Consider the following 21219-nt stretch of genomic DNA (forward strand, 5'->3'; position numbering starts at 1 on the left):
TCCGGGGCGCGGTTCGCAAGGGCCGCGCCCTTTCTGCTTTGGGGGGGGTGAGGATGACGCGACGAGGGCTTCTGGCGCCCCTGCTGGCGACCGTGGCGACGGCGGCCTGCGCCCCGTTGGTGGGGCCGGGTGGCGTGACGCCTGCGCCGCTGGGGCCGCCCGGTTGGCGCACGGCGCGTGCGGCCTATGGCGCCGATCCGCGCCAGAGGCTGAGCCTGCATCGTCCGGCGCGGGCGCGGGGGCTGCCGATCCTGGTCCTGTTGCCCGAGGGCGCGCCTGGAGAGTCCGACGAGCGGTCGGCGCGGGATCTGGCCGGGCAGGGCTTCGTCGTGGTTCTGGCCGACCGGCGCGCGGCGCCGGGCAGCCCCTATCCGGCCTTCATCACTGATGCGGCGGCGGCCGTCGCCTGGGCGGCGTGGCGGGCCGAGGACCTCGGCGGAGACGCGCGGCGCCTCGGCGTTCTGGGCGCGGGCGATGGCGGGCGCGCCGCCCTGATGCTGGCGCTGGACCGGCGCTATCTGGCGGCGGCCGGAGCGCCCGGCGCCGTGCGCGCCGCAGCGGCCCTGGGCGCGCCCGAACGGCCGGACGCCACCTTCACCGATCCTTCGGCCTATGGCGGGGCCAGCGACGCGGCGCCGGTCTGGCGCGGGGCGGCGGGCGACAGGGCGGGCGCGATCGCCTTCCTGCGCGGCGCCCTGGAGTAGGGCCTCAGTCGGCGGTCTCGGCGCGGGTCTTGAGGCTGGCGATCTGCGCCGACAGGACGCCGTCGACCGGCGCCGCCCAGGGTTCCAGCCCGCCGGGCGCATAGCCGCCGACGATGTAGGACCAGGTCAGGACGCTGCCTTCGCCCTCGGCCTTGATGTCGAAGGTCAGGCCGCCGGCCGCGCCCTGACCCTGCAGCGGCCCCAGCCCGCCGCGCAGGACCAGCTTTGACCCTGGCTCGACCAGGGCCGTTTCCAGATGACGCGAGACGCGACCGTCCGCCGCCGTCTCGCACCAGCAGCCGCCGGGCGACAGGTCCAGCGACAGGCTCGAGTTTTTGAACCAGCGGTGGTCGCGGCTCCACCAGGCGTCGGGCGCGGTCAGCACGGCCCAGACGCGGGCGGGCGGGGCGCTGATCGTCACCGCGCCGCCGACCGCGAAACCGCCGGGCGTCGCCGACTTGACCTCGGCGTGGGCGGGCGCGGCGCAGAGCGCCAGCAAGGCGGCGGCGACGGAAATCAGGCGTCTGGACATGGATGATCCTCCTGCTGGCAGCGGAACCCTGTCTGACGCCGCCGGTCAACAGTCGTATCCTTGTGTTTCCCCCGTCTCGCCATGGTCACGGTTTTCCGCTAGAGGAAGTCATGACAGACAAGATGACCCCCCAGGCGGCGCTGGACCGCCTCGAAACCCTCTACAATCAATCCGTCGCCAATCTGCGCACCGCAGTGAAGCGCTTCCTCGAGACCGGCGAGCGCGCCGATCCCGAAGCGCGGGCCGCCGGCCTGTTCGCCTATCCGCGACTGACCGTCAGCTGGTTCGGCGACCGTCCCCACGACCTGGAAATGCGGGCCTTCGCCCGCCTGTCGCGGCCCGGCGTTTATACGACCACCGTCACCCGCCCTGACCTGTACCGCGACTATCTGCTGGAGCAGCTGACCCTGCTGGCGACCGAGTTCGGCGTCACCATCACGGTCGAACCGTCGGATCAGGAAATCCCCTTCCCCTATGTGCTGGACGGGTCCGGCGTGGCGCTGGACAGCACCATGACGGCGGCCATCGCCCGCTGGTTCCCGACCACGGACCTGGCCCACATCGGCGACGAGATCTCGGACGGCCTGTTCGAGCCGGGCGAGGACTTCCCCCTGGCCCAGTTCGACGGCCTGCGCACCGACTTCTCGCTGGCCCGACTGCGCCATTACACCGGCACCCCGGTCGAGGACGTGCAGTCCTATGTCCTGTTCACCAACTATCACCGCTACGTCGATGAGTTCGTGCGCTGGGCCTGCGCTCAACTGGCCGACCCGGACAGCCCCTATGAGACCCTGTCCTGCGCCGGCGGCGTGGTCATCGATCGCGCCACGCCGAACCCCGAAGTCGCCATCATGGACGCCGCCTGGCGTCGCCACCAGATGCCCGCCTACCACCTGACGCGCGCCGACGGTCAGGGCATCACCCTGGTCAACATCGGGGTTGGGCCGTCGAACGCCAAGACCATCTGCGACCACCTGGCCGTCACCCGACCGCACGCCTGGATGATGATCGGCCACTGCGGCGGCCTGCGCGCCAGCCAGACCATCGGCGACTATGTCCTGGCTCACGCCTACCTGCGCGACGACCACGTGCTGGACGCGGTCCTGCCCGCCGACATTCCGGTGCCGAATATCGCCGAGGTGCAGCGCGCCCTCTACGACGCGACCAAGCTGGTGTCGGGCGCGCCGGGCGAAGAGGTCAAGAAGCGGCTGCGCACCGGCACGGTCGTCACCACCGACGACCGCAACTGGGAGCTGCGCTATTCCAAGTCGGCCCTGCGGTTCAACCAGAGCCGCGCCGTCGCCATCGACATGGAATCGGCCACCATCGCCGCCCAGGGCTATCGCTTCCGCGTGCCCTACGGGACCCTTCTGTGCGTCTCGGACAAGCCGCTGCACGGCGAGATCAAGCTGCCGGGCCAGGCCAACCGCTTCTATGAGGGCTCGATCTCGGAGCACCTGCAGATCGGCATCCAGGCCGTCGACCTGCTGCGGGCCGAGGGCGCCAAGCTGCACTCGCGCAAGCTGCGCGCCTTCGACGAACCGCCTTTCAGGTAGGAAGAGAAGGGCGCTATCGCTCGCCGCGCGGCGGCTCGCTGCTTGAGCGCGGGGCGACAGCGAATAGTGGAAAGGGCGTCAGGGGATTTCTCCGGGCGCCCTTTTCTGTTGGGTCAGCCCTTGCGGAACAGGTAGAGGCCGAAGCCGAGGTAGTCGGCGCCGAAGTCGAGCATCATCTTGATGCGGTGGGCGGTGGCGGCGATCGTCGGGGCGTCGACGTGGTCGGGATGGGCGTCCAGCCAGTCGGCGATGGCCGTCTCCATCGCCGTGCGATAGGCGGCCCATTCGGCGTCATCGGAGATTTGCGCTGAGACGACCTCAAGCCCCGTCTCGCGGGCGGCGGTCTGCCACTCGTCATGGCTGACGTAGTAGCCGCCGGTCTCGACGAGTTGGCGCAGCGGGGCGGGCGGTTCGTCTTTCCAGAACAGGTCGCCCCATAGAAGGAAGCCATTCGGCGTCAGGTGCTGGCTCAGGGCGGCGAAGACAGCGGCGGGTTCGCGCAGGCCCTTGCCCGCTGGCTCGGTTGTGCCGAGGGCGATGATCAGGTCGAGGGGCGGAAGCGCCGCCAGCGCCGCCGCCGAGGTTTCGCGCCGCACCCTGATCCGGTCCGTCAGCCCCGCCGAAGCGATCCGCGTCTCTGCGCCCTCGGCCATGACCGGGTCCAGTTCGACGGCCGTGACGGCGGCGTCGAGTACGCGGGCCAGATGCATCGACACCTCACCATAGGCGCAGCCGATGTCCATGACCGTCGCGCCCGGCTTCAGCCCGGCCTGACGCACGGTTGCTTCCAGCCGGTCGATCGACAGGGCGTTGCAGACGATCAGGGGGCGGTAGGCGATGTGGTGAAAGGCGACTCGCATGGCCAAGGCCTGACATGCGTCGCGCGCTTCGTCTCAGAAAAAGAACTTTACAACGTAAAGTGCTTGGCGCACTGTCCGGTCAACAGGCAGGGAGAAACGCCATGACCCGCGACCAAGTGCAGTCCGTTCACGACGACATCGCCTATATGAAGGCTCTGGCTCAGGAGGGGCGGCAGGCCCCGCTGCTGGGCGGGTCGATCCTGATTTCTGCTGGCATAGTTTTCGGCCTGGCTTCGATTGTCGCCTACGGCATCGACAGTGGAATCCTCAATGTTCCGCCCGTCGCCTATGCCTTCTTGTGGGGCGGGGCGATGCTGATCTTCTTCGTCATCCTCGCCTGGCGGATCCGGAAAACCGACCGCAAACCTGGCGCCCAGTCGGCCGCCAATCGGGCGTCGGGCGCAGGCTGGATGGGCGTCGGTCTCGGCATCTTCGTCATGGCGCTGTCGATGGCGGTGATCGGTTGGAAGGTGCAGAGTTCCATCCCGTCCCTGATCTTTCCCTCGCTGATCTTCGCTCTCTATGGCTCGGGCTGGGCGGTATCGGCGACCATGAGCGACCAGAAATGGCAATGGAAACTGGCCATCGCCTGCTGGATCGCTGCGCCCCTGATCGCCTTCCTGACCGGCAGTCCGTTGATGTGGCTGGCCTATGCGGCGGGACTGTTCCTGTTCGCCCTGCTGCCCGGCGTCCTGCTGGTGCGACAGGAACCGTCGGAGGTGATCTGATGGCCTCGGATACGGCTGACGCCTTCGACATCGGCCGCATCGACGAGGTGATCCATGGGCGCGTGCGTCTGGGGATCATGGCCTATCTGTCGGGCGTCGGGACCGCCGACTTCAACGAACTGAAGACCCGGCTGCAGGCCACGGACGGCAATCTGTCGGTGCACTTGCGCAAGCTGGAGGAGGCGGGCTTTGTCGAGGTGGCCAAGAGTTTTCAGGGGCGAAAGCCCCTGACGCGGGCGACCATGACCGAGGCTGGACGCGACGCCTTCGTCGCCTATCTGGACGCCATGTCCGGTCTGGTCGGCGCCCGGTAGCCTTGATCGGTGAATAGTCTAAGGAAGGCGGTCATGAGCGACCGCCTTTCGCCGTTTCAGGCTATCGACAACTTTCGCGACTACGGGGGCTACGCCGCCGGCGGCGCCCGGATCGCGCGCGGGCGCCTGTATCGCTCGGCGCATCAGGCGCGGGCCACGGGGGCTGATCTGGAGGCGCTGGCGGCGCTGAACCTCGCTGTCGTGGTCGATCTGCGTCGGCCCAGCGAGCGGCGCGACCAGCCGTCGCGACGACCCGCCGGCTGGGCCGGGCAGGTCATCGAGAGCCATCATGACGACGGCGGCGAGGCCCCGCATATCACCTTCCTGAAGACCGCCGACCTGACTGAGGCCTCGGGGCGGGCCTTCATGACTGACACCTATCGCCGCCTGCCGTTCGAGGCGGCGCATGTGGACCTGTTCGCCCGCTATTTCCGCGCCCTGGCCGAGGGCGAGGGGCCGGTGCTGATCCACTGCGCGGCGGGCAAGGATCGCACCGGCCTTCTGGCGGCGCTGACCCACAGCCTGCTGGGGGTGTCGCGCGACGACCTCATCAACGACTATCTGCTGACCAATGTCGCCGTCGATCTGGAAGGCCGCGCCGAGGGCATCGCGAAGAAGCTGATCGAGATGACGGGCCGCCCCGCCTCTCACGGGGCGGTGGTCGCCTTCCTCGGCGTGGAGGCTGATTATTTGGACGGGGCCTTCGCCGAGATCACGGCCCGACATGGCTCGGTCGCGGCCTATCTGGAACAGGCCCTGGGCGTGGAGGCGGCCCTGGCCGAGCGTATCCGGGCGCGGCTGACGGCATGAGCCTGCCGGTCGTCCATATTGCGCGGCTGGGCTGGAGCGAGCCGCTGGCGGTCGCCGCCGGGCTGAACCGGCGCGAGGGGGCTTTGGCCCTGCTGGCCGGGGCGGGCGATCCAGGCGCACACGGCGGGCGCTGGTCCTTTGTCGGCTGCGAGCCGGATCGGGTGCGGGTCGGCCCAGTCGATGACGCGGCGGCCTTCGAGGCCCTGCGCCATCCCGATTTTTTCGGCGGCGGGGTGGTCGGGCTGATGAGCTATGACGCCGGGGCGCGGCCGGCGACGGGGGCGCGGGCCGAGGTCTGGCCCGACCTGATGCTGGCCCGTTATCCGGCCCTGCTGGGCTTTGATCATGCGGCGGGCGAGGTGCTGGCGGTCGGGCGCGGGGCGGATGCCGCAGAAGCGGAGACGCAGGCGCGCCGCGCGGCAGGTTGGCTGGTCGAGGCGGTCGCGCCGTCGATCCCTTCCGCCCCGGCTGGCGCCTTTGCCGGCGAAGCCCCGCCCGAAGCCTATGAGACCGCCGTGGCTGACGTCGTCGCCCGGATCGCGGCGGGCGAACTGTTTCAGGCCAACATCGCCCGGGCCTGGAGCGGGCGGCTGGAGGCCACGCGCGACCCGTTCGAGGTCTTTCTGCGGCTCTCGGCCGAGCGCGGCGCGGCCTATGGCGCCTTCTGGCGGCTGGGGCGGCGGGCCCTGGTGTCGAACTCGCCGGAGCTGTTCCTGACCTTCGATCCCGCCTCAGGCCGTATCGAGACGCGCCCGATCAAGGGCACGCGGCCGCGCGACGCGGAGCCCGCGCGCGATGCCGAGCGCGCCGCCGAGCTGGTCGCCAGCGCCAAGGACCGGGCCGAAAATCTGATGATCGTCGACCTGATGCGCAACGACCTGGCGAGGGCGGCGGTCCCGGGCTCGGTGCGGGTCGAACAGTTGTTCGCGGTCGAGAGCCACCCGACCGTGCACCATCTGGTCTCGACCGTAGCGGCGACAGCGGCCCCCGGCGTGGGGGCGGCCGAGGTGTTGGAGGCGACCTTCCCGCCGGGCTCGATCACCGGCGCCCCCAAGCATCAGGCCATGAAGGTCATCGCCGGGCATGAGGCCCCGCGCGGGCCGTGGTGTGGCTCGCTGTTCGGCCTGGGTCTGGCTGGAGAAGGGGCGCTGACGGCCTCTGTGCTGATCCGCACGGCCTCATTCGAGCAGGATGGGGCGGGCTGGCGCTGGCGGGCCCTGGCGGGGGCCGGCATCGTCGCCGACAGCGATCCCCGCGCCGAGCGCGAGGAGACCGAAGCCAAGGTCCGGGCGCTGAAGGAGGCCCTGATCGGCGTCTAGCAGTCGGAGCAGATGACCTGGTTCACGGTGCGCGGGCGCAGGTAGTATTTGCGGCCGAAGGTCGTCAGCGTAGGTATGACGTCCTTGAACGCCGACTTATACTCGTAGCGAGTTTCGCCGATGATCAGGCTTTCCTTGTCGCTGGCCAGGCCGGACGGCAGGTCGGTGATCGGCTCGGCCTTGCTGAGCGGCTTCAAGGTCTTGGCGTTGCTTGAGTAGCTCCAGTCGACCCAGGCCCGGCCCTGGGCGTCCACGGTCACGCTGGAGATCCGCGTCGTCAGCGGGGCGGCGGGGAAGGGTTTCATGAGCATCTGGCCGATGGCGGCTACGCTCTCGAGATCCGCGGTGCTGGTCTTGCCGCTCTGCGCCACCAGGTCGGCGACCATGGCCGCGGTGTGGCCGACACGGCGCTCGGCCATGTAGGCTTGGCTGAACTCGGTCAGCCCGAAGTAGATCAGGATCATGAGCGGGGCCAGCAGGGCGAACTCGACGGCCGAGACGCCACGCTGGTCGGAGATCAGGCGCGGGATCAAGCCTGGACGGATGTCGGGAGCGCGCCGGGTCATTGATATGGCTCGTTCTGGAAGGCCATGGTGGTGGTCAGCAGAATCTTGCCGTCATTGGATCGAGATAGGGCTTGGGCCAGGAAGGGGGTGACGATCGGATGCCGGTACCAGACGCGCACCATGATGCGATCGCCCGGCTTGCCGGGCTTGAAGTCGGTCTTGCCGGCGTCGAATGCGCCGGTGAACAGGGGATCGGTCTCATCCAGCGGGTTGCTGAAGCCATTGACGACGCGCACGTCCATGAAGGCGCGCGACGGGCAGTCGCCGGAGAAGACGCTCATCTGGGAGCAGAACTTCTTCATCATCGCCTCCTTGGTCACGGCCTGCATCTGGGCCTGGCCGGTTCGGACCAGGCGGCCGGTGTCAGTCACGGCGGTCTCGACCACGGCGTCGAGCAGCAAGATCAGGCCGATCTCGAGAATGGCGAACAGCAACATGAAGAAGGGCAGGGCGATCATGGCGAACTCGACCGCCGCGGAGCCGTCGCGGGCGCGCATCAACCGCCGTGCGAACGACGGACGCTTGGTGTCGCGTTGAAGCCGGCGCGCCATGTCTTCTAGGGCGCCGAAGGCGTGCGGATGCTGGGCGAGCAACTGAGGCCGCAGGCCATGTCCGTCGCCTCGGCGCCGCGCCAGACCCGGACCGTGCCGGTGGCGCCGGCGCTGACCACCACCTGGCTCTGGAACAGCGGCCGGCCGAGGGTGTCGACCGCCACGATCTCGGTCACGCCGTAACCCTTGCCGGTGATGAACAGCGTATTGGCGTCGACCACAGTGACGTCGGCGATCTTGGGATTGGCCACGATGACCGAACCGGCGGGCGCGCGCAGTTGAACCCGGGTCGAGGTGTCGACCTCGATGCTCAGCGGGCTGGCCTGGGCGGCGAAGGCCGCGACGGCGAGGCCGGCGCCCGCCAGCAGCGCGGCGGCTGAGCGTAGAAGGTGTCGGGGCATGGCGAAGAGCTCCGGTGACATGAAAAGGCGCGCGCGTGATCGCACGGACGCAAGGTCGACTTTAAAGATCAAGATTTCCTGAAAGGCTTTGCGATCAGCGCTTGCAGGAGTGAAAATCATAGTAAACGTATAATAACCAACAATAATCCCGAGATGGATATTTCGTTTTACTCGACCTTAAGGATCGTTGGCGCATGTTCGTCATGCAAACGGGGGTCAAGCGGGCAAAACCGGTGACCCTGGTGGTGGAACTGTTGCTCGCTTAGAAATCGAAGGAAACATATCATGCGCAACTTCATCAAGAACTTCGCTCAAGACGAATCCGGCGCTACGGCCATTGAATACGGCCTGATCGCTGCTCTGATGGCTGTGGTCATCATCGCCGGCATTGGCGCCGTGGGTGGCAAGCTGGGTGAAAAGTTCACGTCGATCGGCAACATGATCGGCGGCGAGGCTCCGGCCGAAACGCCGCCCGCCGGCGGTTGATAGGCTGAAATCAGCTTTGTTTGAGGTGGCCGGGCGGAAACGCCCGGCCATTTCTTTTTGCGCGCTAGACGGCGAGGGCCGGAAACCTGGTCTTAAAGGATGGCGGCCATGCTCGCGTCATGATCGAACTTTCCTTTGCGCTCCTGGGCGTCATGCCGGTGCTGGTGATCGTCGCCGGTCTGCACGACTTGACCACGATGAAGATCCCCAACTGGCTTTCGGGGCTTCTGGTCCTCGGCTTCTTTCCGGCGGCCCTGGCGGTGGGATTGCCGCTGTCGGTCGTGGGCTGGTCCGTTGGGGCGGCGGTCGTGGCCTTGTTTGTCGGGGCGGGCCTGTTCGCCCTGCGCTGGCTGGGCGGCGGCGACGCCAAGCTGATGGCTGCGGTCACCCTGTGGCTGGGCCTGTCGGGCCTTGCGCCCTTTTTGCTGTTCACGGCGATGGCGGGCGGGGGGCTGTGCCTGCTGCTGCTCCTGGCCCGCGCTCACCTGCAGGTATACGCCGTCAACGGCCCGATCTGGGTGACGCGCTTGATGGAGCCCAAGGGCGATGTTCCCTACGGCGTGGCCATCGCGATCGGGGCTTCCCTGGCCTACCCGGCCAGCCCCCTGGTGCAGACCTTCATCGGGGGCTGAGCGCCATCCCGGCGCTTAGGGGGGTGTTAACCGAAGGCGGCCACTATCGTTAACGGCAGGGGCGAACCAACCGAATTTACGTCGCCGCGCCCGCCGGAGACCGTCGATGAAGCCCGCCAAGATCGCCGTCATCTGTATCGCCGCCGTAGCGGCCATTGGCCTGGCCCTGGTGGTTCGCGCCATGGGCTCGTCGTCCGGCGCGCCCGCCGCGACCGCTGTCGCCGCCGTTGAGGCTGTGCCTATGGCCAAGGTCCTGGTCGCCGCCAGGAATCTGGAGCCGGGCAGCCGCCTGAGCGACGCTGACCTGACGTGGAAGGATTGGCCGGTCGCCGAGGTCAATCCGGTCTTCATCACCGACGGCAGCGTGCCGGTCCCGGGCGCCGCCGCGCCCGCAGGCGAAACCGAGGCCAAGCCCGCGGACGCCAAGGCCGAGAAGATCAAGAAGGCCGAGGACGCCGCCGCGCGCGTCACCCGCGCCGCCACCGACATGGCGACGGGCGGGGCCAAGGCCGACTACATCGGCGCCGTTGTTCGCGAACCCATTCTGGCCGGAGAGCCCATCGTCGCCCGCAAGATCGTGCGCGCCGGCGACAGCGGCTTCATGGCCGCCTATCTGGAACCGGGCATGCGGGCCATGGCCATCCGCGTCACGGTCGAGACGGCCGCGGGCGGCTTCATCCTGCCTGGTGACCGCGCGGACGTGCTGCTGACCCGCGAGGTCAAGACGCCTGGCGGCGGAGACGCCGCGAAATTCGCCACCGCCACCGTGATGCAGAACGTCAAGGTTCTGGCCATTGACCAGGCCACGCGCGCGGCCGACGACGCTCAGGCCGTGGTCGGCGCAACCGCCACTCTGGAGGTCAGCGGTCCCGACGCCGAGGTTCTGGCCCTGGCCAAGTCCGAGGGCGACCTGTCGCTGGTGCTGCGCTCCTACGCCGACACCGCCGGGCCGTCGGGCCGGACAGCGGCCGCGACCCGCCGCAGCGAGGCCGCCAATATTGTTCGCGTCCATCGGGAAGGCCAGACCGAGGCGGTCGTCGTTCGATGAGGAAACCTGCCATGAACCGACTGATCGCCGTGGCCTGCGCCTCGCTACTGGGGCTGGGCGCCGCCGCCTCGGCGCCGCAGGCGGACGCTCAGGGCCAGGTCGCCGCTTCGGCGCCGCGGATGATCAACCTGCCGCGCGGAACATCCTTTGCGGTCGACCTTCCGGCGGACGCGCGCGACGTGATCGTGTCCAATCCTCGCGTCGCCGAGGCCATGCTGCATTCGCCGCGTCGCATCACGGTCATCGGCCTGGCGGCCGGTGAGACGGACGCCGTTTTCCTGGACGCCGCCGGCCGCACCATTCTGGCCTTGCGCGTCCGCGTCGACGCCGGCACCAGCGCGCTTCAGGACACGCTCAGCCGCGTGGCGCCGGGCGCGAACGTGCGCGCCGAAGCCGTCAACGACAGCATTATCCTGACCGGCACGGCCGCCAGTCCGGCCGAGGCCGACCGCGCCGCCCAGATCGCTCGCGCCTTCGTCTCGAGCCCCGACAAGGTCATGAACATGATCAGCGTCGCCGGTTCCGACCAGGTGACCCTGAGGGTTCGCGTGGTCGAGGTGCAGCGTAGCGCCATCAAACAGCTGGGCTTCGACACCCAGGCCATCGTCGGCCGGCTGGGCGACACGCGCTTCATGCTCGGCAACAACGCCACCTGGGGCGTGAACGGCGGGCTGTTGGGCGGGATCACCGGCGGCGTCTCGCGCGACACCACACTGAACGGCACGCAGCCCGGCTCTGACGGGCTCAACAGGGGGTCGGCGACGATCAAGGCCTTTGAACGGGTAGGCCTGGTGCGCACCCTGGCGGAGCCCAACCTGACCTCGGTCAACGGTGAGGCCGCCAGCTTCCTGGCGGGCGGCGAGTTTCCGGTCCCGGCGGGGCGCGATCAGAACGGCCAGATCACGGTCGTCTACAAGCCGTTCGGCGTCGGCCTCAGCTTCCGTCCGATCGTCCTTTCGGAGGGGCGCATCTCGCTGCAGGTCAAGGTCGAGGTGTCCGAGTTGACGCCGCAGGGCGGCCTGACCATCGGCGCCGGCACCCCGTCGGCGGTGTCCCTGCCGGGCCTTTCGGTGCGGCGCAGCGAGAATACGGTCGAACTGCCGTCGGGCGGATCGATGATGATCGCCGGCCTGCTTCAGGAATCGACGCGCCAGACGGTGGACGCCCTGCCGGGCGCCACCAACCTGCCGGTGCTGGGCCAGTTGTTCCGCTCGCGTGACTATCTGATGGGCGAGACGGAACTGGTGGTCATCGTGGAGGCCTATGTGGTCGACCCCACCGCGCCAGGCCGGTTGCAGACCCCCGCCGACGGTCTGCGCATCGCCAGCGACGCTCAGACAATCTTCTTCGGCCAACTGAACCAGGCCTATGGCTCGCCAGCCCCCTCCGCCCAGCCGGGCGCCGGATGGCAGGGGCCGGTCGGCTATGTGATCGAGTGAACGCCATGACCCGTTCCGCCCCATCCCTTCTCTCCCTGGCATCGGCCCTGGCGCTCGCCGGGCTGGCGCTGGCCGGCTGCATGGGCGCACCCGCCAGCCTGGGCGGCGAGCCGCCGCTGATTCCGACCTCGCGCTACAGCCTTCAGGTCGAGCCGGGTCTGGACCGCATCGCCCTGGCCGTGCACGAAACCGGCCTGTCGGCGAACCAGCAGGCGGCGCTGAACGCCCTGGTCAGCCGCTTCGCCATCGAAGGCGCTTCGGCCCTGGTGGTCGAGGCTCCCGCCGGCGAGGATCCGGTCGCCAATCAGGCGGCCTGGAACGTCAAGGCGGCCCTGGTGGCCGCGGGAGCGCCCGATCATCGGGTTCGCGTGGTCAGCTACGCCGGGCCGGACCCGCGCGCGCCGGTCCTGGTCGGGTTCGAGACGGTTCGTGCGGTCGTGCCCCAATGCGGAACCGCCTGGGGCAGTCTCGGCCGCACCGGCGACAATCAGTCGGCCTCGAACTTCGGCTGCGCGGTCAACGCCAACCTGGCGGCCCAGATCGCCAATCCTCGCGACATCGTCTCGCCGCGCACCATGACGCCCAGCGACTCCGGCCGCCGCAGCGTAGTGTTCGACGACTACCGCAAGGGCGACCAGACCGCGGCCGAGCGAGAAGAATTGATAAGCCAGGCGCGCATCTCGCGCGCGGTGAACTGATCATGACCCAATCCCATGCTGCTCAGGATTTCGACGCCTTGGACGGTTTCGATCTGGACGATGAGTTCCTCAACGCCGCGCCCCGGTCGCCGGATGTCCAGCCGAACCTGAACGCTGTCGCCGCACCCGTCGCGATCCCGCTCGACGAAACGCCGGACGCATGGATCGAGGCGGAAGGCGAGCCCTATAATCCCGTCGGGCGTCTGGTGGATGCGACCGAAGCGGCGGCTGCGGCCGTGGCGCCCCTGGTCGCGACGACGCCTGTCGCGCCGCTCGAGGTTCCGACGCCGGCCGAGCCCTATGTGCCGGCCTTGGCGGAGGCCGCTGGCGTGCCGGTCGGGGCGGGGGCCACGGTCGAGGTGTCGATACCGCGCATCGCGGTCCATGTCTTCGCCGAGCGTCAAGACACCCTGGCCGCCGCCGAGCGCGCCGGACAGGACCGGCGCATGTCGCGCGCCACCACCCAGATCCGCGTCGGCGGCGTGGCGGCGGCGATCGAGGCCTATCAGGCTGAACCGACCCCGCCGCTGATCGTGGTCGAGTGCCTGAAGGACCCGCAGACCCTGCTGTGGGAGATCGACCAACTGGCCGAGGTCTGCGACGCGGGCACCAAGGTGGTGGTCATCGGCGCGACCAACGACATCCTGCTGTTCCGCGAGCTGATGCGGCGCGGGGTTAGCGAGTATCTGGTGGCGCCGGTTCAGCCGCTGCAACTGATCTCGGCCATCGGCGGCCTGTTTGCTGACCCGGCCCAGCCCTTCATCGGCCGTTCGATCGCCTTCGTCGGCGCCCGCGGCGGGGCCGGGGCCTCGGCCGTGGCCCACAACACCGCCTACGCCATGAGCGAGCGGATCGGCGTCAACACCGTCATCGTCGACTACGACCTGCCGTTCGGCACGGCGGGGCTGGACTTCAACCAGGACCCGCTGGGCGGCGTCGCCGACGCCCTGAGCCAGCCGGACCGTCTGGACGCCACCCTGCTGGACCGGATGATGGTCCGCTGCACCGACAAGCTGAGCCTGTTTGCGGCGCCCGCCACCCTGGACGGCGACTGGGACATCCAGCCGGACGCCTTTGAGGAGGTGACCAGCCGTATCCGTTCGACCGCCCCCTTCGTGGTGCTGGACCTGCCGCACCTGTGGTCGGGCTGGATGCGCAAGACGCTGATCTCGGCGGACGAGGTGGTGATCGTGGCGACGCCGGACCTGGCCTCCTTGCGCAACGCCAAGAACATGATCGACCTGATCAAGCAGGGCCGTCCCAACGACGCCCCGCCGCGTCTGGTGCTGAACCAGGTCGGGGTGCCGGGCCGTCCCGAAATCCCGACCAAGGACTTTGGGGCCGCGCTCGGCATCCACCCCAGCCTGGTCATCCCGTTCGACGCCAAGGTCTTCGGCTCGGCCGCCAATAACGGCCAGATGATCGTCGAGGCCGGAGCCAAGACCAAGGCCGCCGAGGCCTTCCAGACTCTGGCTCAGATCGTGTCGCAGCGCGAATTGCCGACCGTCGCGCCTGCGCGCGGCAAGGCGGGCGAGGGCGGGGCGGCCAAGAGCGGGGCTGCCAAGGGCGGCTCCCTGTTCGCCTCCCTGTTCAGCAAGAAGCGCTAGGCCATGTTCGGTAAGCGTTCAGCCCAGCCCGGGGTCGCCGTCGCGCCCCGCCTCGCCCCGGCGCCGCCGCCGGAGGCGCGCCCGCTGGACGCCGTCGACGCCTTTTCCGTTGAGGAACTGGAAGCCCCTGCGCCCGCCGCACCCTCGCTGGAGGCGGGCGACCGACTGGACGCCCTGGCCGCGCGACCGCGTGTCGAGGCCCCGGCGCCGACGCCGGGCGGACCGGCCAAGGGACCGCGCGCCACCGCCGGTCTGGAACAGCTGAAGAAGGCCCAGGCGGTCGCCGAGATCGTCCGCGAGCAGTCCGACTATTATCACGCCACGAAGACCACCATCTTCAACGCGTTGATGAACACCATCGACCTGTCGCAACTGGCCCAGCTGGACCAGAAGGCGGCGGCCGAGGAAATCCGCGACATCGTCGCTGAACTGGTGGCGATCAAGAATGTCTCCATGTCGGTCGCCGAGCAGGAGCATCTGGTTCAGGACATCGTCAACGATGTCCTGGGCTATGGTCCGCTGGAGCCGTTGCTGGCGCGCGACGACATCGCCGACATCATGGTCAACGGCGCCGGGCGCGTCTTCATCGAAGTCAGCGGCAAGGTGCAACTGACCAACGTCCGTTTCCGCGACAACACCCAGCTGATGAACATCTGCCAGCGGATCGTGAGCCAGGTCGGCCGCCGGGTCGATGAATCCAGCCCGATCTGCGACGCCCGCCTGCCGGACGGGTCGCGCGTCAACGTCATCGCCCCGCCCTTGGCGATCGACGGTCCGACGCTGACGATCCGTAAGTTCAAGAAAGACAAGCTGACGATGAAGAATCTGGTGGAGTACGCCTCCATCAGTCCCGAGGGCGCACGCGTCCTGGGCGTCATCGGCGCGGCGCGATGCAACCTGGTCATCTCGGGCGGCACGGGCTCGGGCAAGACGACCTTGCTCAACACCCTGACAGCCTTCATCGACCCGACCGAGCGCGTCATCACCTGCGAGGACGCGGCCGAACTTCAGCTGCAGCAGCCGCACGTGGTGCGTCTGGAAACCCGTCCGCCCAACCTCGAAGGCCAGGGCCAGATCACCATGCGGGATCTGGTGAAGAACTGTCTGCGGATGCGCCCTGAACGCATCATCGTCGGCGAAGTTCGGGGGCCTGAGGCCTTCGACCTGCTGCAGGCGATGAACACCGGTCACGACGGCTCGATGGGCACCCTGCACGCCAACTCCCCGCGCGAAGCCATCAGCCGGATGGAGTCGATGATCACCATGGGCGGCTACGGCCTGCCGTCCAAGACCATCCGCGAGATGATCGTCGGCTCGGTCGACGTCATCATCCAGGCCGCGCGTCTGCGCGACGGCTCGCGCCGCATCACCCACATCACCGAGGTGGTCGGGCTGGAAGGCGACGTCATCGTGACCCAGGACCTGTTCGTCTACGAGATCACCGGTGAGGACGCTCACGGCAAGATCACCGGCCGCCACCGTTCGACCGGCATCGCCCGTCCCCGCTTCTGGGACCGCGCCCGTTATTACGGGCTGGAGCGCGAACTGGCCGAAGCCCTGGACGCGGCGGAGTAGGGCCTGATGCTTCCCATTCTCGCGGCCCTTCTGGCCTTCATCACCATTGGCGGCGTCGGCTGGGTTCTGGTCAGCGGCGACGATGATACGGCCCAGGCCGTCAAGCGCGCCAAGGCCATGGGCGGCGCGCGCGACGCCAAGGCGGCCAAACGGACGGCTGCGGCGGCCGCCAATACGCCCGAGGCGCGCCGCAAGCAGATCCTGGCACAGCTTCAGGACGTCGAACGACGCGAGCGCAAGGCGCGCATGACCGTAGCGGCCAAGCTGAAGCAGGCTGGTCTGTCGATGAGCCTGCGGACCTTCATCATCATCAGCGTCATCGTCGGCGTCGTCGGTTTCCTGATCGCACTGGTGGCTGGGGTGCACATCCTCCTGGCGTTGGGCATCGGTCTGGCCATGGGTCTGGGCCTGCCGCGCTGGATCGTCGGCTTCCTGGGCAAGAAGCGGATGAAGAAGTTCTCTCTCGCCTTCGCCGACGCCGTCGACATTCTGGTGCGGGGCATCAAGACGGGTCTGCCGGTCCATGACTGCTTCAAGATCATCGCCCGCGAGAGCCCGGAGCCTTTGGCCGGCGAGTTCCAGCGGCTGGTTGAAAGCATGGGCGTGGGCCTGTCGCTGAGCCAGGCGCTGGAGAAGATGTACGAGCGCATGCCGACGCCCGAACTGAACTTCTTCGCCATCGTCATCGCCATCCAGCAGAAGAGCGGCGGCAATCTGGCCGAGGCTCTGAGCAATCTGACGACGGTGCTTCGGGCCCGGCGGCTGATGGGCGAGAAGATCAAGGCTCTATCCTCCGAGGCCGTGGCCTCGGCGGGCATCATCGCCTCCCTGCCGCCGCTGGTGATGGTCCTGGTGAGCCTTTCCAGCCCAGGTTACATGCTGCTTTTGTTCACCGACATGCGCGGCCAGGTCATGCTGCTGGGTTCGGCGATCTGGATGGCTCTTGGCGTCTTCACGATGAAGCGCATGATCTCGTTCAAGTTCTGAGGCGGAGGGCGTCATGAACGGCTTCATGCACTTCATCACCGACGGCCAGAACCTGCTCAGCATAGGGGTCGGCATCGCCGTCTTCGCAGCGGTTCTGACGACGCTCAGCTCCTTTACGGGCGGGGCGACCCTGGGCAAGCGGATGCAGGCCGTGGCCGAACGCCGCGAGGAATTGCGCCGCAAGTCGCGTCAGGCCATGAGCGGCGGCGCGGCCGGACCCAGCCTGCGTCACAGCGACGAGAGCTTCAAGAAGCGCGTGGTCGAGCGGCTGAACCTCAGCAAGCTGCTGGAAGACCCCAAGGTCGCGGAAAATATGATCCAGGCGGGGTGGCGCGGGCCAAAACCGCTGAACACCTTCTACTTCTTCCGCTTCGCCATGCCCTTTGTCCTCGGCGGGATCGTGTCCTTCTACCTGCTGGTCATCAATGATTTCGGTCAGCCTCCGACCATGATTTTGGCGATCTGCGGCGCGGCCGTCGCCGCAGGCTTCTATGCGCCCAACATCTATGTCTCCAACCGCATCGCCCAACGACGCCAATCGATCGTTGCGGCCTTCCCGGATTCGCTGGACCTGCTGCTGATCTGCGTCGAATCCGGCATGTCGATCGAGGCGGCGATCCAGAAGGTCAGTCAGGAGATCGGCAGCCAGTCGATCGAACTGGCCGAGGAACTGTCGCTGCTGTCCGCTGAACTGAGCTATCTGCCCGAGCGCCGCATGGCCTATGACGGCATGGCCAGGCGGACCAATCATCCCGGCATCAAGGCGGTGGCGACGGCCATGACCCAGGCCGAGACCTACGGCACGCCGCTGGGTTCGGCGCTACGGGTGATGGCCAAGGAAAACCGCGACCTGCGTCTGTCTGCGGCCGAGAAGAAGGCTTCGGCCCTGCCCGCGCAACTGACCGTGCCGATGATCCTGTTTTTCCTGCCGGTGCTGTTCGTGGTCATCCTGGGCCCGGCGCTGATCAATATCCAGGACATGATGAAGAACGGCGGCGGCTGAGCGCAGACCCGCGATCAGCCCTCGGCGGCGCGCCTCAGGGCCTCGCTGATGTCCTCATAGGCGCTGCGGATCGTCTTGCGGTGCTTGTCGTGGAACAGCTCGCCGCGCAGGCCTGAGAAGATCACGCCGTTGGAGACGATGCAGTTGCCGCGCTCCAACTCCTCGATCTCGTAGTAGCGGATGGCGTTGAACATGAAGCCCCGCTTCTCGGCCCAGACCAGCTGGGCGTAGGGCTGCCAGTCGCCGAGGCGGGCCTGAACCTGGCGTTCCGCCATGCCGGGCAGGGCCTCGGTCAGGCTGATGCCCGCGCCGAAGGCCAGGGCGCCGGTCACGCCGGTCTCATAGGGATTCCAGCTATGCCAGTTCTCGAGATCCGACAGGATCTCCCAGATGCGGTCCGACGGCGCGCGCACGCCGATACGCTTCTCGATACGGGTCGTGTCCATGATCTGCCTCTGACACGGCTTTTCGACTTTAGGAAGTCGTCTCGACCGGATCGGGTTTCGGCAGAGCCGGCTTGAGGCGGCGTCCGTCGTCCAGACCCAGCCGCGCCTTGACCTCGAACAGGTCGGCCCCGGCGGGGACGATCAGAAGTTCTTCGGGCCGGCGCGTGTTGACCGCCACCACGGCGTTCCTGGGGCAGACGTCGAAACAGTCGGCGCCGACGACCGCGAGGTCCGCCTTGCGGCCCTTGCCTGCGTGCAGGTAGCGCCGTAGCGCCTTCTTCAACGTCTTGTCGCCGTCGGGACCAAAGCCGCCATCCAGCTTCTTCGAGCATTTGCGGCACACCAGAACCACCTCGTTCCAGCGGGTCTTCGACACCTTGAAGGGTTTGGGCGTCTTGCTCATGCGCCAGAAGATCGGTGTTCGCGACGCCTGACACAAGCGGCGTTCGGCTGCGCCACAGGAACTTCATAAACCGCACCGAAAAAACTGATTGTTTCTGTTTATCAAGGGGTAAGCATCAAGGCGCATCCTCGCTGTTCCTGACGAGGGTCCGCCAATGTCGCGCCTGCCGATCAATCTGCCGTCCGCCGCCCCGGTTCGCCCCGCGCGCAACCGCCTGAGGGACGCGGTCTTCTTCTGCATCGCCTTCGCGGCGGTCTTCATCGCCGCCCTGCTGGTGATGGACCTGCTGCTGGGGTAAGCCGGAGGCTCGATTTCAGGAGGCCTCCCCATGATCACCCGCATCCAGCCCGGCGCCCGCATGAGCGAGGCCGTTATCCACGGCAACACTGTCTATCTGGCCGGTCAGGTCGGCGAGCCGGGCGACGACGTCACGGCCCAGACCAAAACCACCCTGGCCGAGATCGACGCCCTGCTGGCCCAGGCCGGCACCGACAAGTCGAAGATCCTGATGGCCACCATCTGGCTGGCTGACATCGCCGACTTCGACGCCATGAACGCCGTCTGGGACGCCTGGGTCGACAAGGCCAATCCGCCGGCCCGCGCCACCAGCGAAGGCAAGCTGGCCTCGCCCGAATACCTGGTCGAGATCATCGTCGTGGCCGCGGTCTGATGGCCCTCGACAAGGCGAGCGAACTGGAGCGGTTCAAGGCGACCCGCGTCACCGCCCTATTCCGTCTCGACCTGATCGAGAAGGGCGCGCAACTGACTTATGAGGACGGCACGCCGGTCGACATGGCCTCGGAAAAGCAGCGTCTGAAGGATCAGGTCGCCGACATGGATCGCCGCATCGCGCGGCTGGAGGCGGCGGGCGAAGCCTAGGTCGGCTTGGCGTACTGACCGGCGCTCAGGACCTCGATGCCGACGAAGCCTTCGTCGCCTTCCACCCAGGCGTCATGGCCGGGGGGGATGGCGTAGGATGTGCCCGGGCTGAGGGTCTTCTGCGTGCCGTCGTCCATGCGGACGGTCAGATGCCCGGACACGACATGACCAATGTGCGCCAACTGGCAGCTGTCGGTCTTGACCACGGGCTTGATGCATTCGGACCATTTCCAGCCGGGTTCGAAGCTGAACCGGCCCAGCGTGGCGTCGGACAGGCGCACGACCTCGACACGGGTCTTGTCGGGGGTGCGCAGTTCATCGGGGCTGTCGTGAGAGCGGGTTTCGAATTTCGCGACCTTGATTTCACTGTCGGCCATGGCGTCCTCCTGACGCTCGCTACGGGGGGCCTTGGTGCGTGACCTCGGCGCCCCCTTAAACGGCCAGCGCTTCCTCGACGTTCCCCGTCAGTCGGCCAGCCGCGCAAACACGGTCGTGATGACCGCCTGATAGGCGTCGGTCAGGGCGCGCAGTTCGGCCTCGGGCACGCGCTCGTCGATCTGGTGCATGGTCTGGCCGACCAGACCCAGCTCCAGCACCGGGCACAGGGCGCGGATGAAGCGGGCGTCCGAGGTGCCGCCGGTGGTCGAGGCCTCGGGGCGGCGGCCCAGCGTCGCCTCCACCGCGTCCTGCACCGCGCTGACGAAGACGCCCGGCTCGGTCAGGAAGGCCTCACCCGAGCACATGTGCTCCAGTTCGATGCGCAGGCCGGTCTCGGCCTGCAGGGCGCCCGCCTCGCGGTTCAGCCAGTCGATCAGGCCGTCGCCGGTGTGCGTGGGATTGAAGCGGATGTTGAGGCGCGCCTTGGCTTCGGCCGGGATGATGTTGGTCGCCGGATTGCCCACGTCGATGGTGGTGATCTCGAGGTTGGAAGGCGGGAACTCCGGGTATCCCTCATCCAGAACGTGGGCGTCGAGGCGGGCCAGAAGTTTTGCGATGACCGGGGCAGGGTTGGCGGCGCGGTCGGGATAGGCGACGTGGCCCTGCTTGCCGTGGACGGTGATCCAGGTGTTGAGCGAGCCGCGCCGTCCGACCTTGATCATGTCGCCGAGGTGGTGGGCCGAAGAGGGCTCGCCGACCACGCAGGCGTCGATGACCTCGCCTTCGGCCATCAGGGCCTCGACCACCCGTTTGGTGCCGTGCAGGGCCGGGCCTTCCTCGTCGCCGGTGATCAGGAAGGAGAGCGAGCCGGGGACGTCGCCTTCCGACAGAACGCGCGAGACGGCGGCGACCCAGGCGGCGATGCCGCCCTTCATGTCCACGGCGCCGCGGCCATAGAGGATGCCGTCGCGCGTCTCGCCCTCGAAGGGGGCGGCGGTCCAGGCGGCGAGGTCCCCGGTCGGCACGACGTCGGTGTGGCCGGCGAAGCAGAGGTTGGGCGAGGCCGCGCCGCGTCGGGCGTAGAGGTTCTCGATGCGGGCGTCGTGACCCACGCCGGTCGGGCCCTCGAACACCATGCGGCGGCAGGTGAAGCCCAGGCCGCTCAGGGCGCGTTCCAGTACGTCCATGGCCCCTTCGTCGGCGGGGGTGACAGAGGGAATGCGGATCAGGTCGCGGGTCAGTTCGACAGGATCAATGACGGAATGTGATGCGGCGCTCATGGGCTCTATGCTTTAGG

General features: G+C 68.0%; 27 protein-coding genes. 18 read left to right on the forward strand and 9 right to left on the reverse strand.

All coding sequences use genetic code 11. The features are described 5' to 3' along the window. Positions 1-53 precede the first annotated feature (53 nt). The gene (locus tag ACIQTU_RS02080; protein WP_400541598.1) at positions 54-704 is read left to right on the forward strand and encodes an alpha/beta hydrolase fold domain-containing protein; all 651 of its coding nucleotides are present in this window, start codon (positions 54-56) and stop codon (positions 702-704) included. A 4-nt stretch (positions 705-708) separates the two neighbouring features. On the opposite strand, the gene ACIQTU_RS02085 is transcribed toward ACIQTU_RS02080, so the two are convergent. After that, positions 709-1236, reverse strand: a complete 528-nt coding sequence (locus ACIQTU_RS02085; RefSeq protein ID WP_400541601.1) for an SRPBCC domain-containing protein — start codon at positions 1234-1236, stop codon at positions 709-711. A 110-nt stretch (positions 1237-1346) separates the two neighbouring features. Here ACIQTU_RS02085 and ACIQTU_RS02090 point away from each other — a divergent pair, with 110 nt between their 5' ends. Beyond that, positions 1347-2792: an AMP nucleosidase gene (locus ACIQTU_RS02090; RefSeq protein WP_400541604.1), complete on the forward strand. Its 1446-nt coding sequence runs from the start codon at positions 1347-1349 to the stop codon at positions 2790-2792. Positions 2793-2905: 113 nt separating this feature from the next. Here the strand turns inward: ACIQTU_RS02090 and ACIQTU_RS02095 are convergent, their stop codons facing one another. Then, on the reverse strand, positions 2906-3652 hold the full coding sequence (locus ACIQTU_RS02095; protein ID WP_400541607.1) for an SAM-dependent methyltransferase: 747 nt from the start codon (positions 3650-3652) through the stop codon (positions 2906-2908). Positions 3653-3753: 101 nt separating this feature from the next. On the opposite strand from ACIQTU_RS02095, the gene ACIQTU_RS02100 reads away from it, so the two are divergent. Genes ACIQTU_RS02100 through ACIQTU_RS02115 form a run of 4 tightly spaced genes read left to right on the forward strand, consistent with a single transcriptional unit; the run spans position 3754 to position 6823 of the window. Further along, a complete protein-coding gene (locus ACIQTU_RS02100) occupies positions 3754-4380 on the forward strand; it encodes a hypothetical protein (protein WP_400541610.1) in 627 nt (208 codons plus the stop codon). Next, on the forward strand, positions 4380-4694 hold the full coding sequence (locus ACIQTU_RS02105) for a winged helix-turn-helix domain-containing protein (RefSeq protein ID WP_400541613.1): 315 nt from the start codon (positions 4380-4382) through the stop codon (positions 4692-4694). Before ACIQTU_RS02100 ends, ACIQTU_RS02105 begins: the two co-directional genes overlap by 1 nt. A gap of 33 nt (positions 4695-4727) precedes the next feature. Continuing rightward, a complete protein-coding gene (locus ACIQTU_RS02110; protein WP_400541616.1) occupies positions 4728-5504 on the forward strand; it encodes a tyrosine-protein phosphatase in 777 nt (258 codons plus the stop codon). Then, complete coding sequence (locus ACIQTU_RS02115) at positions 5501-6823, forward strand: anthranilate synthase component I family protein (RefSeq protein ID WP_400541619.1); 1323 nt, start codon at positions 5501-5503, stop codon at positions 6821-6823. The genes ACIQTU_RS02110 and ACIQTU_RS02115 overlap by 4 nt, the downstream gene beginning before the upstream one ends. On the opposite strand, the gene ACIQTU_RS02120 is transcribed toward ACIQTU_RS02115, so the two are convergent. Genes ACIQTU_RS02120 through ACIQTU_RS02130 form a run of 3 tightly spaced genes read right to left on the reverse strand, consistent with a single transcriptional unit; the run spans position 6820 to position 8341 of the window. Next, complete coding sequence (locus ACIQTU_RS02120; protein ID WP_400541622.1) at positions 6820-7389, reverse strand: TadE/TadG family type IV pilus assembly protein; 570 nt, start codon at positions 7387-7389, stop codon at positions 6820-6822. The two genes, ACIQTU_RS02115 and ACIQTU_RS02120, sit on opposite strands and share 4 nt — an antisense overlap. Next, positions 7386-7940 carry a TadE/TadG family type IV pilus assembly protein gene (locus tag ACIQTU_RS02125; RefSeq protein WP_400541625.1) on the reverse strand — a complete coding sequence of 185 codons (555 nt, stop codon included), beginning with the start codon at positions 7938-7940 and terminating at the stop codon, positions 7386-7388. Before ACIQTU_RS02125 ends, ACIQTU_RS02120 begins: the two co-directional genes overlap by 4 nt. Positions 7941-7945: 5 nt before the next feature. Beyond that, complete coding sequence (locus tag ACIQTU_RS02130; protein WP_400541628.1) at positions 7946-8341, reverse strand: pilus assembly protein N-terminal domain-containing protein; 396 nt, start codon at positions 8339-8341, stop codon at positions 7946-7948. 285 nt (positions 8342-8626) lie between these two features. Between ACIQTU_RS02130 and ACIQTU_RS02135 the strand changes: the two genes are divergently transcribed. The 9 genes from ACIQTU_RS02135 (at position 8627) to ACIQTU_RS02175 (ending at position 17816) form a co-directional block, all read left to right on the forward strand. Continuing rightward, entirely contained in the window at positions 8627-8827 is a 201-nt protein-coding gene (locus tag ACIQTU_RS02135) for a Flp family type IVb pilin (RefSeq protein ID WP_400541631.1), read from the forward strand. Between the two features lie 119 nt (positions 8828-8946). Then, positions 8947-9459, forward strand: a complete 513-nt coding sequence (locus ACIQTU_RS02140) for a prepilin peptidase (protein ID WP_400541634.1) — start codon at positions 8947-8949, stop codon at positions 9457-9459. A 106-nt stretch (positions 9460-9565) separates the two neighbouring features. After that, positions 9566-10507: a Flp pilus assembly protein CpaB gene (gene cpaB, locus ACIQTU_RS02145; protein WP_400541637.1), complete on the forward strand. Its 942-nt coding sequence runs from the start codon at positions 9566-9568 to the stop codon at positions 10505-10507. An 11-nt stretch (positions 10508-10518) separates the two neighbouring features. Then, entirely contained in the window at positions 10519-11946 is a 1428-nt protein-coding gene (locus tag ACIQTU_RS02150; protein ID WP_400541640.1) for a type II and III secretion system protein family protein, read from the forward strand. A 5-nt stretch (positions 11947-11951) separates the two neighbouring features. After that, positions 11952-12644, forward strand: a complete 693-nt coding sequence (locus ACIQTU_RS02155) for a CpaD family pilus assembly protein (RefSeq protein ID WP_400541643.1) — start codon at positions 11952-11954, stop codon at positions 12642-12644. Positions 12645-12646: 2 nt separating this feature from the next. Continuing rightward, the gene (locus tag ACIQTU_RS02160; RefSeq protein ID WP_400541646.1) at positions 12647-14251 is read left to right on the forward strand and encodes a CpaE family protein; all 1605 of its coding nucleotides are present in this window, start codon (positions 12647-12649) and stop codon (positions 14249-14251) included. A gap of 3 nt (positions 14252-14254) precedes the next feature. Continuing rightward, positions 14255-15826, forward strand: coding sequence for a CpaF family protein (locus ACIQTU_RS02165; protein WP_400541649.1), 1572 nt, complete (start codon positions 14255-14257; stop codon positions 15824-15826). 6 nt (positions 15827-15832) lie between these two features. After that, positions 15833-16813: a type II secretion system F family protein gene (locus tag ACIQTU_RS02170; RefSeq protein ID WP_400541652.1), complete on the forward strand. Its 981-nt coding sequence runs from the start codon at positions 15833-15835 to the stop codon at positions 16811-16813. Positions 16814-16826: 13 nt separating this feature from the next. Then, on the forward strand, positions 16827-17816 hold the full coding sequence (locus tag ACIQTU_RS02175) for a type II secretion system F family protein (RefSeq protein ID WP_400541655.1): 990 nt from the start codon (positions 16827-16829) through the stop codon (positions 17814-17816). A gap of 14 nt (positions 17817-17830) precedes the next feature. On the opposite strand, the gene ACIQTU_RS02180 is transcribed toward ACIQTU_RS02175, so the two are convergent. Both ACIQTU_RS02180 and ACIQTU_RS02185 read right to left on the reverse strand, forming a co-directional pair. Beyond that, the gene (locus ACIQTU_RS02180) at positions 17831-18262 is read right to left on the reverse strand and encodes an SRPBCC family protein (protein WP_400541658.1); all 432 of its coding nucleotides are present in this window, start codon (positions 18260-18262) and stop codon (positions 17831-17833) included. A 28-nt stretch (positions 18263-18290) separates the two neighbouring features. Next, positions 18291-18665, reverse strand: coding sequence for a hypothetical protein (locus tag ACIQTU_RS02185; protein WP_400541661.1), 375 nt, complete (start codon positions 18663-18665; stop codon positions 18291-18293). A gap of 154 nt (positions 18666-18819) precedes the next feature. Between ACIQTU_RS02185 and ACIQTU_RS02190 the strand changes: the two genes are divergently transcribed. From ACIQTU_RS02190 to ACIQTU_RS02200, 3 genes are read left to right on the forward strand one after another with little or no spacing between them, the layout of a single operon-like run. Next, complete coding sequence (locus ACIQTU_RS02190; RefSeq protein WP_400541664.1) at positions 18820-18963, forward strand: hypothetical protein; 144 nt, start codon at positions 18820-18822, stop codon at positions 18961-18963. A 30-nt stretch (positions 18964-18993) separates the two neighbouring features. Beyond that, positions 18994-19335 (forward strand): RidA family protein, encoded by a 342-nt coding sequence (locus ACIQTU_RS02195; protein WP_400541667.1) that lies wholly within the window; start codon positions 18994-18996, stop codon positions 19333-19335. Next, a complete protein-coding gene (locus tag ACIQTU_RS02200) occupies positions 19335-19544 on the forward strand; it encodes a hypothetical protein (protein WP_400541670.1) in 210 nt (69 codons plus the stop codon). The genes ACIQTU_RS02195 and ACIQTU_RS02200 overlap by 1 nt, the downstream gene beginning before the upstream one ends. On the opposite strand, the gene ACIQTU_RS02205 is transcribed toward ACIQTU_RS02200, so the two are convergent. Both ACIQTU_RS02205 and dapE read right to left on the reverse strand, forming a co-directional pair. After that, on the reverse strand, positions 19541-19921 hold the full coding sequence (locus ACIQTU_RS02205; RefSeq protein WP_400541672.1) for a cupin domain-containing protein: 381 nt from the start codon (positions 19919-19921) through the stop codon (positions 19541-19543). The two genes, ACIQTU_RS02200 and ACIQTU_RS02205, sit on opposite strands and share 4 nt — an antisense overlap. An 87-nt stretch (positions 19922-20008) precedes the next feature. After that, a complete protein-coding gene (gene dapE / locus ACIQTU_RS02210; RefSeq protein ID WP_400541675.1) occupies positions 20009-21202 on the reverse strand; it encodes a succinyl-diaminopimelate desuccinylase in 1194 nt (397 codons plus the stop codon). Between the last annotated feature and the right edge of the window lie 17 nt (positions 21203-21219).

This window comes from Brevundimonas sp. NPDC090276, from assembly GCF_044772165.1.
In the GTDB taxonomy this organism is placed as follows: Bacteria; Pseudomonadota; Alphaproteobacteria; order Caulobacterales; family Caulobacteraceae; genus Brevundimonas.

Excerpts from the sequence above, each read along its gene's own strand:
- ACIQTU_RS02080 (WP_400541598.1), top strand. The coding sequence starts at position 54 with ATGACGCGACGAGGGCTTCTGGCGCCCCTGCTGGCGACCGTGGCGACG.
- ACIQTU_RS02085 (WP_400541601.1), bottom strand. The coding sequence starts at position 1,236 with ATGTCCAGACGCCTGATTTCCGTCGCCGCCGCCTTGCTGGCGCTCTGC.
- ACIQTU_RS02090 (WP_400541604.1), top strand. The coding sequence starts at position 1,347 with ATGACAGACAAGATGACCCCCCAGGCGGCGCTGGACCGCCTCGAAACC.
- ACIQTU_RS02095 (WP_400541607.1), bottom strand. The coding sequence starts at position 3,652 with ATGCGAGTCGCCTTTCACCACATCGCCTACCGCCCCCTGATCGTCTGC.
- ACIQTU_RS02100 (WP_400541610.1), top strand. The coding sequence starts at position 3,754 with ATGACCCGCGACCAAGTGCAGTCCGTTCACGACGACATCGCCTATATG.
- ACIQTU_RS02105 (WP_400541613.1), top strand. The coding sequence starts at position 4,380 with ATGGCCTCGGATACGGCTGACGCCTTCGACATCGGCCGCATCGACGAG.
- ACIQTU_RS02110 (WP_400541616.1), top strand. The coding sequence starts at position 4,728 with ATGAGCGACCGCCTTTCGCCGTTTCAGGCTATCGACAACTTTCGCGAC.
- ACIQTU_RS02115 (WP_400541619.1), top strand. The coding sequence starts at position 5,501 with ATGAGCCTGCCGGTCGTCCATATTGCGCGGCTGGGCTGGAGCGAGCCG.
- ACIQTU_RS02120 (WP_400541622.1), bottom strand. The coding sequence starts at position 7,389 with ATGACCCGGCGCGCTCCCGACATCCGTCCAGGCTTGATCCCGCGCCTG.
- ACIQTU_RS02125 (WP_400541625.1), bottom strand. The coding sequence starts at position 7,940 with ATGGCGCGCCGGCTTCAACGCGACACCAAGCGTCCGTCGTTCGCACGG.
- ACIQTU_RS02130 (WP_400541628.1), bottom strand. The coding sequence starts at position 8,341 with ATGCCCCGACACCTTCTACGCTCAGCCGCCGCGCTGCTGGCGGGCGCC.
- ACIQTU_RS02135 (WP_400541631.1), top strand. The coding sequence starts at position 8,627 with ATGCGCAACTTCATCAAGAACTTCGCTCAAGACGAATCCGGCGCTACG.
- ACIQTU_RS02140 (WP_400541634.1), top strand. The coding sequence starts at position 8,947 with ATGATCGAACTTTCCTTTGCGCTCCTGGGCGTCATGCCGGTGCTGGTG.
- cpaB (WP_400541637.1), top strand. The coding sequence starts at position 9,566 with ATGAAGCCCGCCAAGATCGCCGTCATCTGTATCGCCGCCGTAGCGGCC.
- ACIQTU_RS02150 (WP_400541640.1), top strand. The coding sequence starts at position 10,519 with ATGAACCGACTGATCGCCGTGGCCTGCGCCTCGCTACTGGGGCTGGGC.
- ACIQTU_RS02155 (WP_400541643.1), top strand. The coding sequence starts at position 11,952 with ATGACCCGTTCCGCCCCATCCCTTCTCTCCCTGGCATCGGCCCTGGCG.
- ACIQTU_RS02160 (WP_400541646.1), top strand. The coding sequence starts at position 12,647 with ATGACCCAATCCCATGCTGCTCAGGATTTCGACGCCTTGGACGGTTTC.
- ACIQTU_RS02165 (WP_400541649.1), top strand. The coding sequence starts at position 14,255 with ATGTTCGGTAAGCGTTCAGCCCAGCCCGGGGTCGCCGTCGCGCCCCGC.
- ACIQTU_RS02170 (WP_400541652.1), top strand. The coding sequence starts at position 15,833 with ATGCTTCCCATTCTCGCGGCCCTTCTGGCCTTCATCACCATTGGCGGC.
- ACIQTU_RS02175 (WP_400541655.1), top strand. The coding sequence starts at position 16,827 with ATGAACGGCTTCATGCACTTCATCACCGACGGCCAGAACCTGCTCAGC.
- ACIQTU_RS02180 (WP_400541658.1), bottom strand. The coding sequence starts at position 18,262 with ATGGACACGACCCGTATCGAGAAGCGTATCGGCGTGCGCGCGCCGTCG.
- ACIQTU_RS02185 (WP_400541661.1), bottom strand. The coding sequence starts at position 18,665 with ATGAGCAAGACGCCCAAACCCTTCAAGGTGTCGAAGACCCGCTGGAAC.
- ACIQTU_RS02190 (WP_400541664.1), top strand. The coding sequence starts at position 18,820 with ATGTCGCGCCTGCCGATCAATCTGCCGTCCGCCGCCCCGGTTCGCCCC.
- ACIQTU_RS02195 (WP_400541667.1), top strand. The coding sequence starts at position 18,994 with ATGATCACCCGCATCCAGCCCGGCGCCCGCATGAGCGAGGCCGTTATC.
- ACIQTU_RS02200 (WP_400541670.1), top strand. The coding sequence starts at position 19,335 with ATGGCCCTCGACAAGGCGAGCGAACTGGAGCGGTTCAAGGCGACCCGC.
- ACIQTU_RS02205 (WP_400541672.1), bottom strand. The coding sequence starts at position 19,921 with ATGGCCGACAGTGAAATCAAGGTCGCGAAATTCGAAACCCGCTCTCAC.
- dapE (WP_400541675.1), bottom strand. The coding sequence starts at position 21,202 with ATGAGCGCCGCATCACATTCCGTCATTGATCCTGTCGAACTGACCCGC.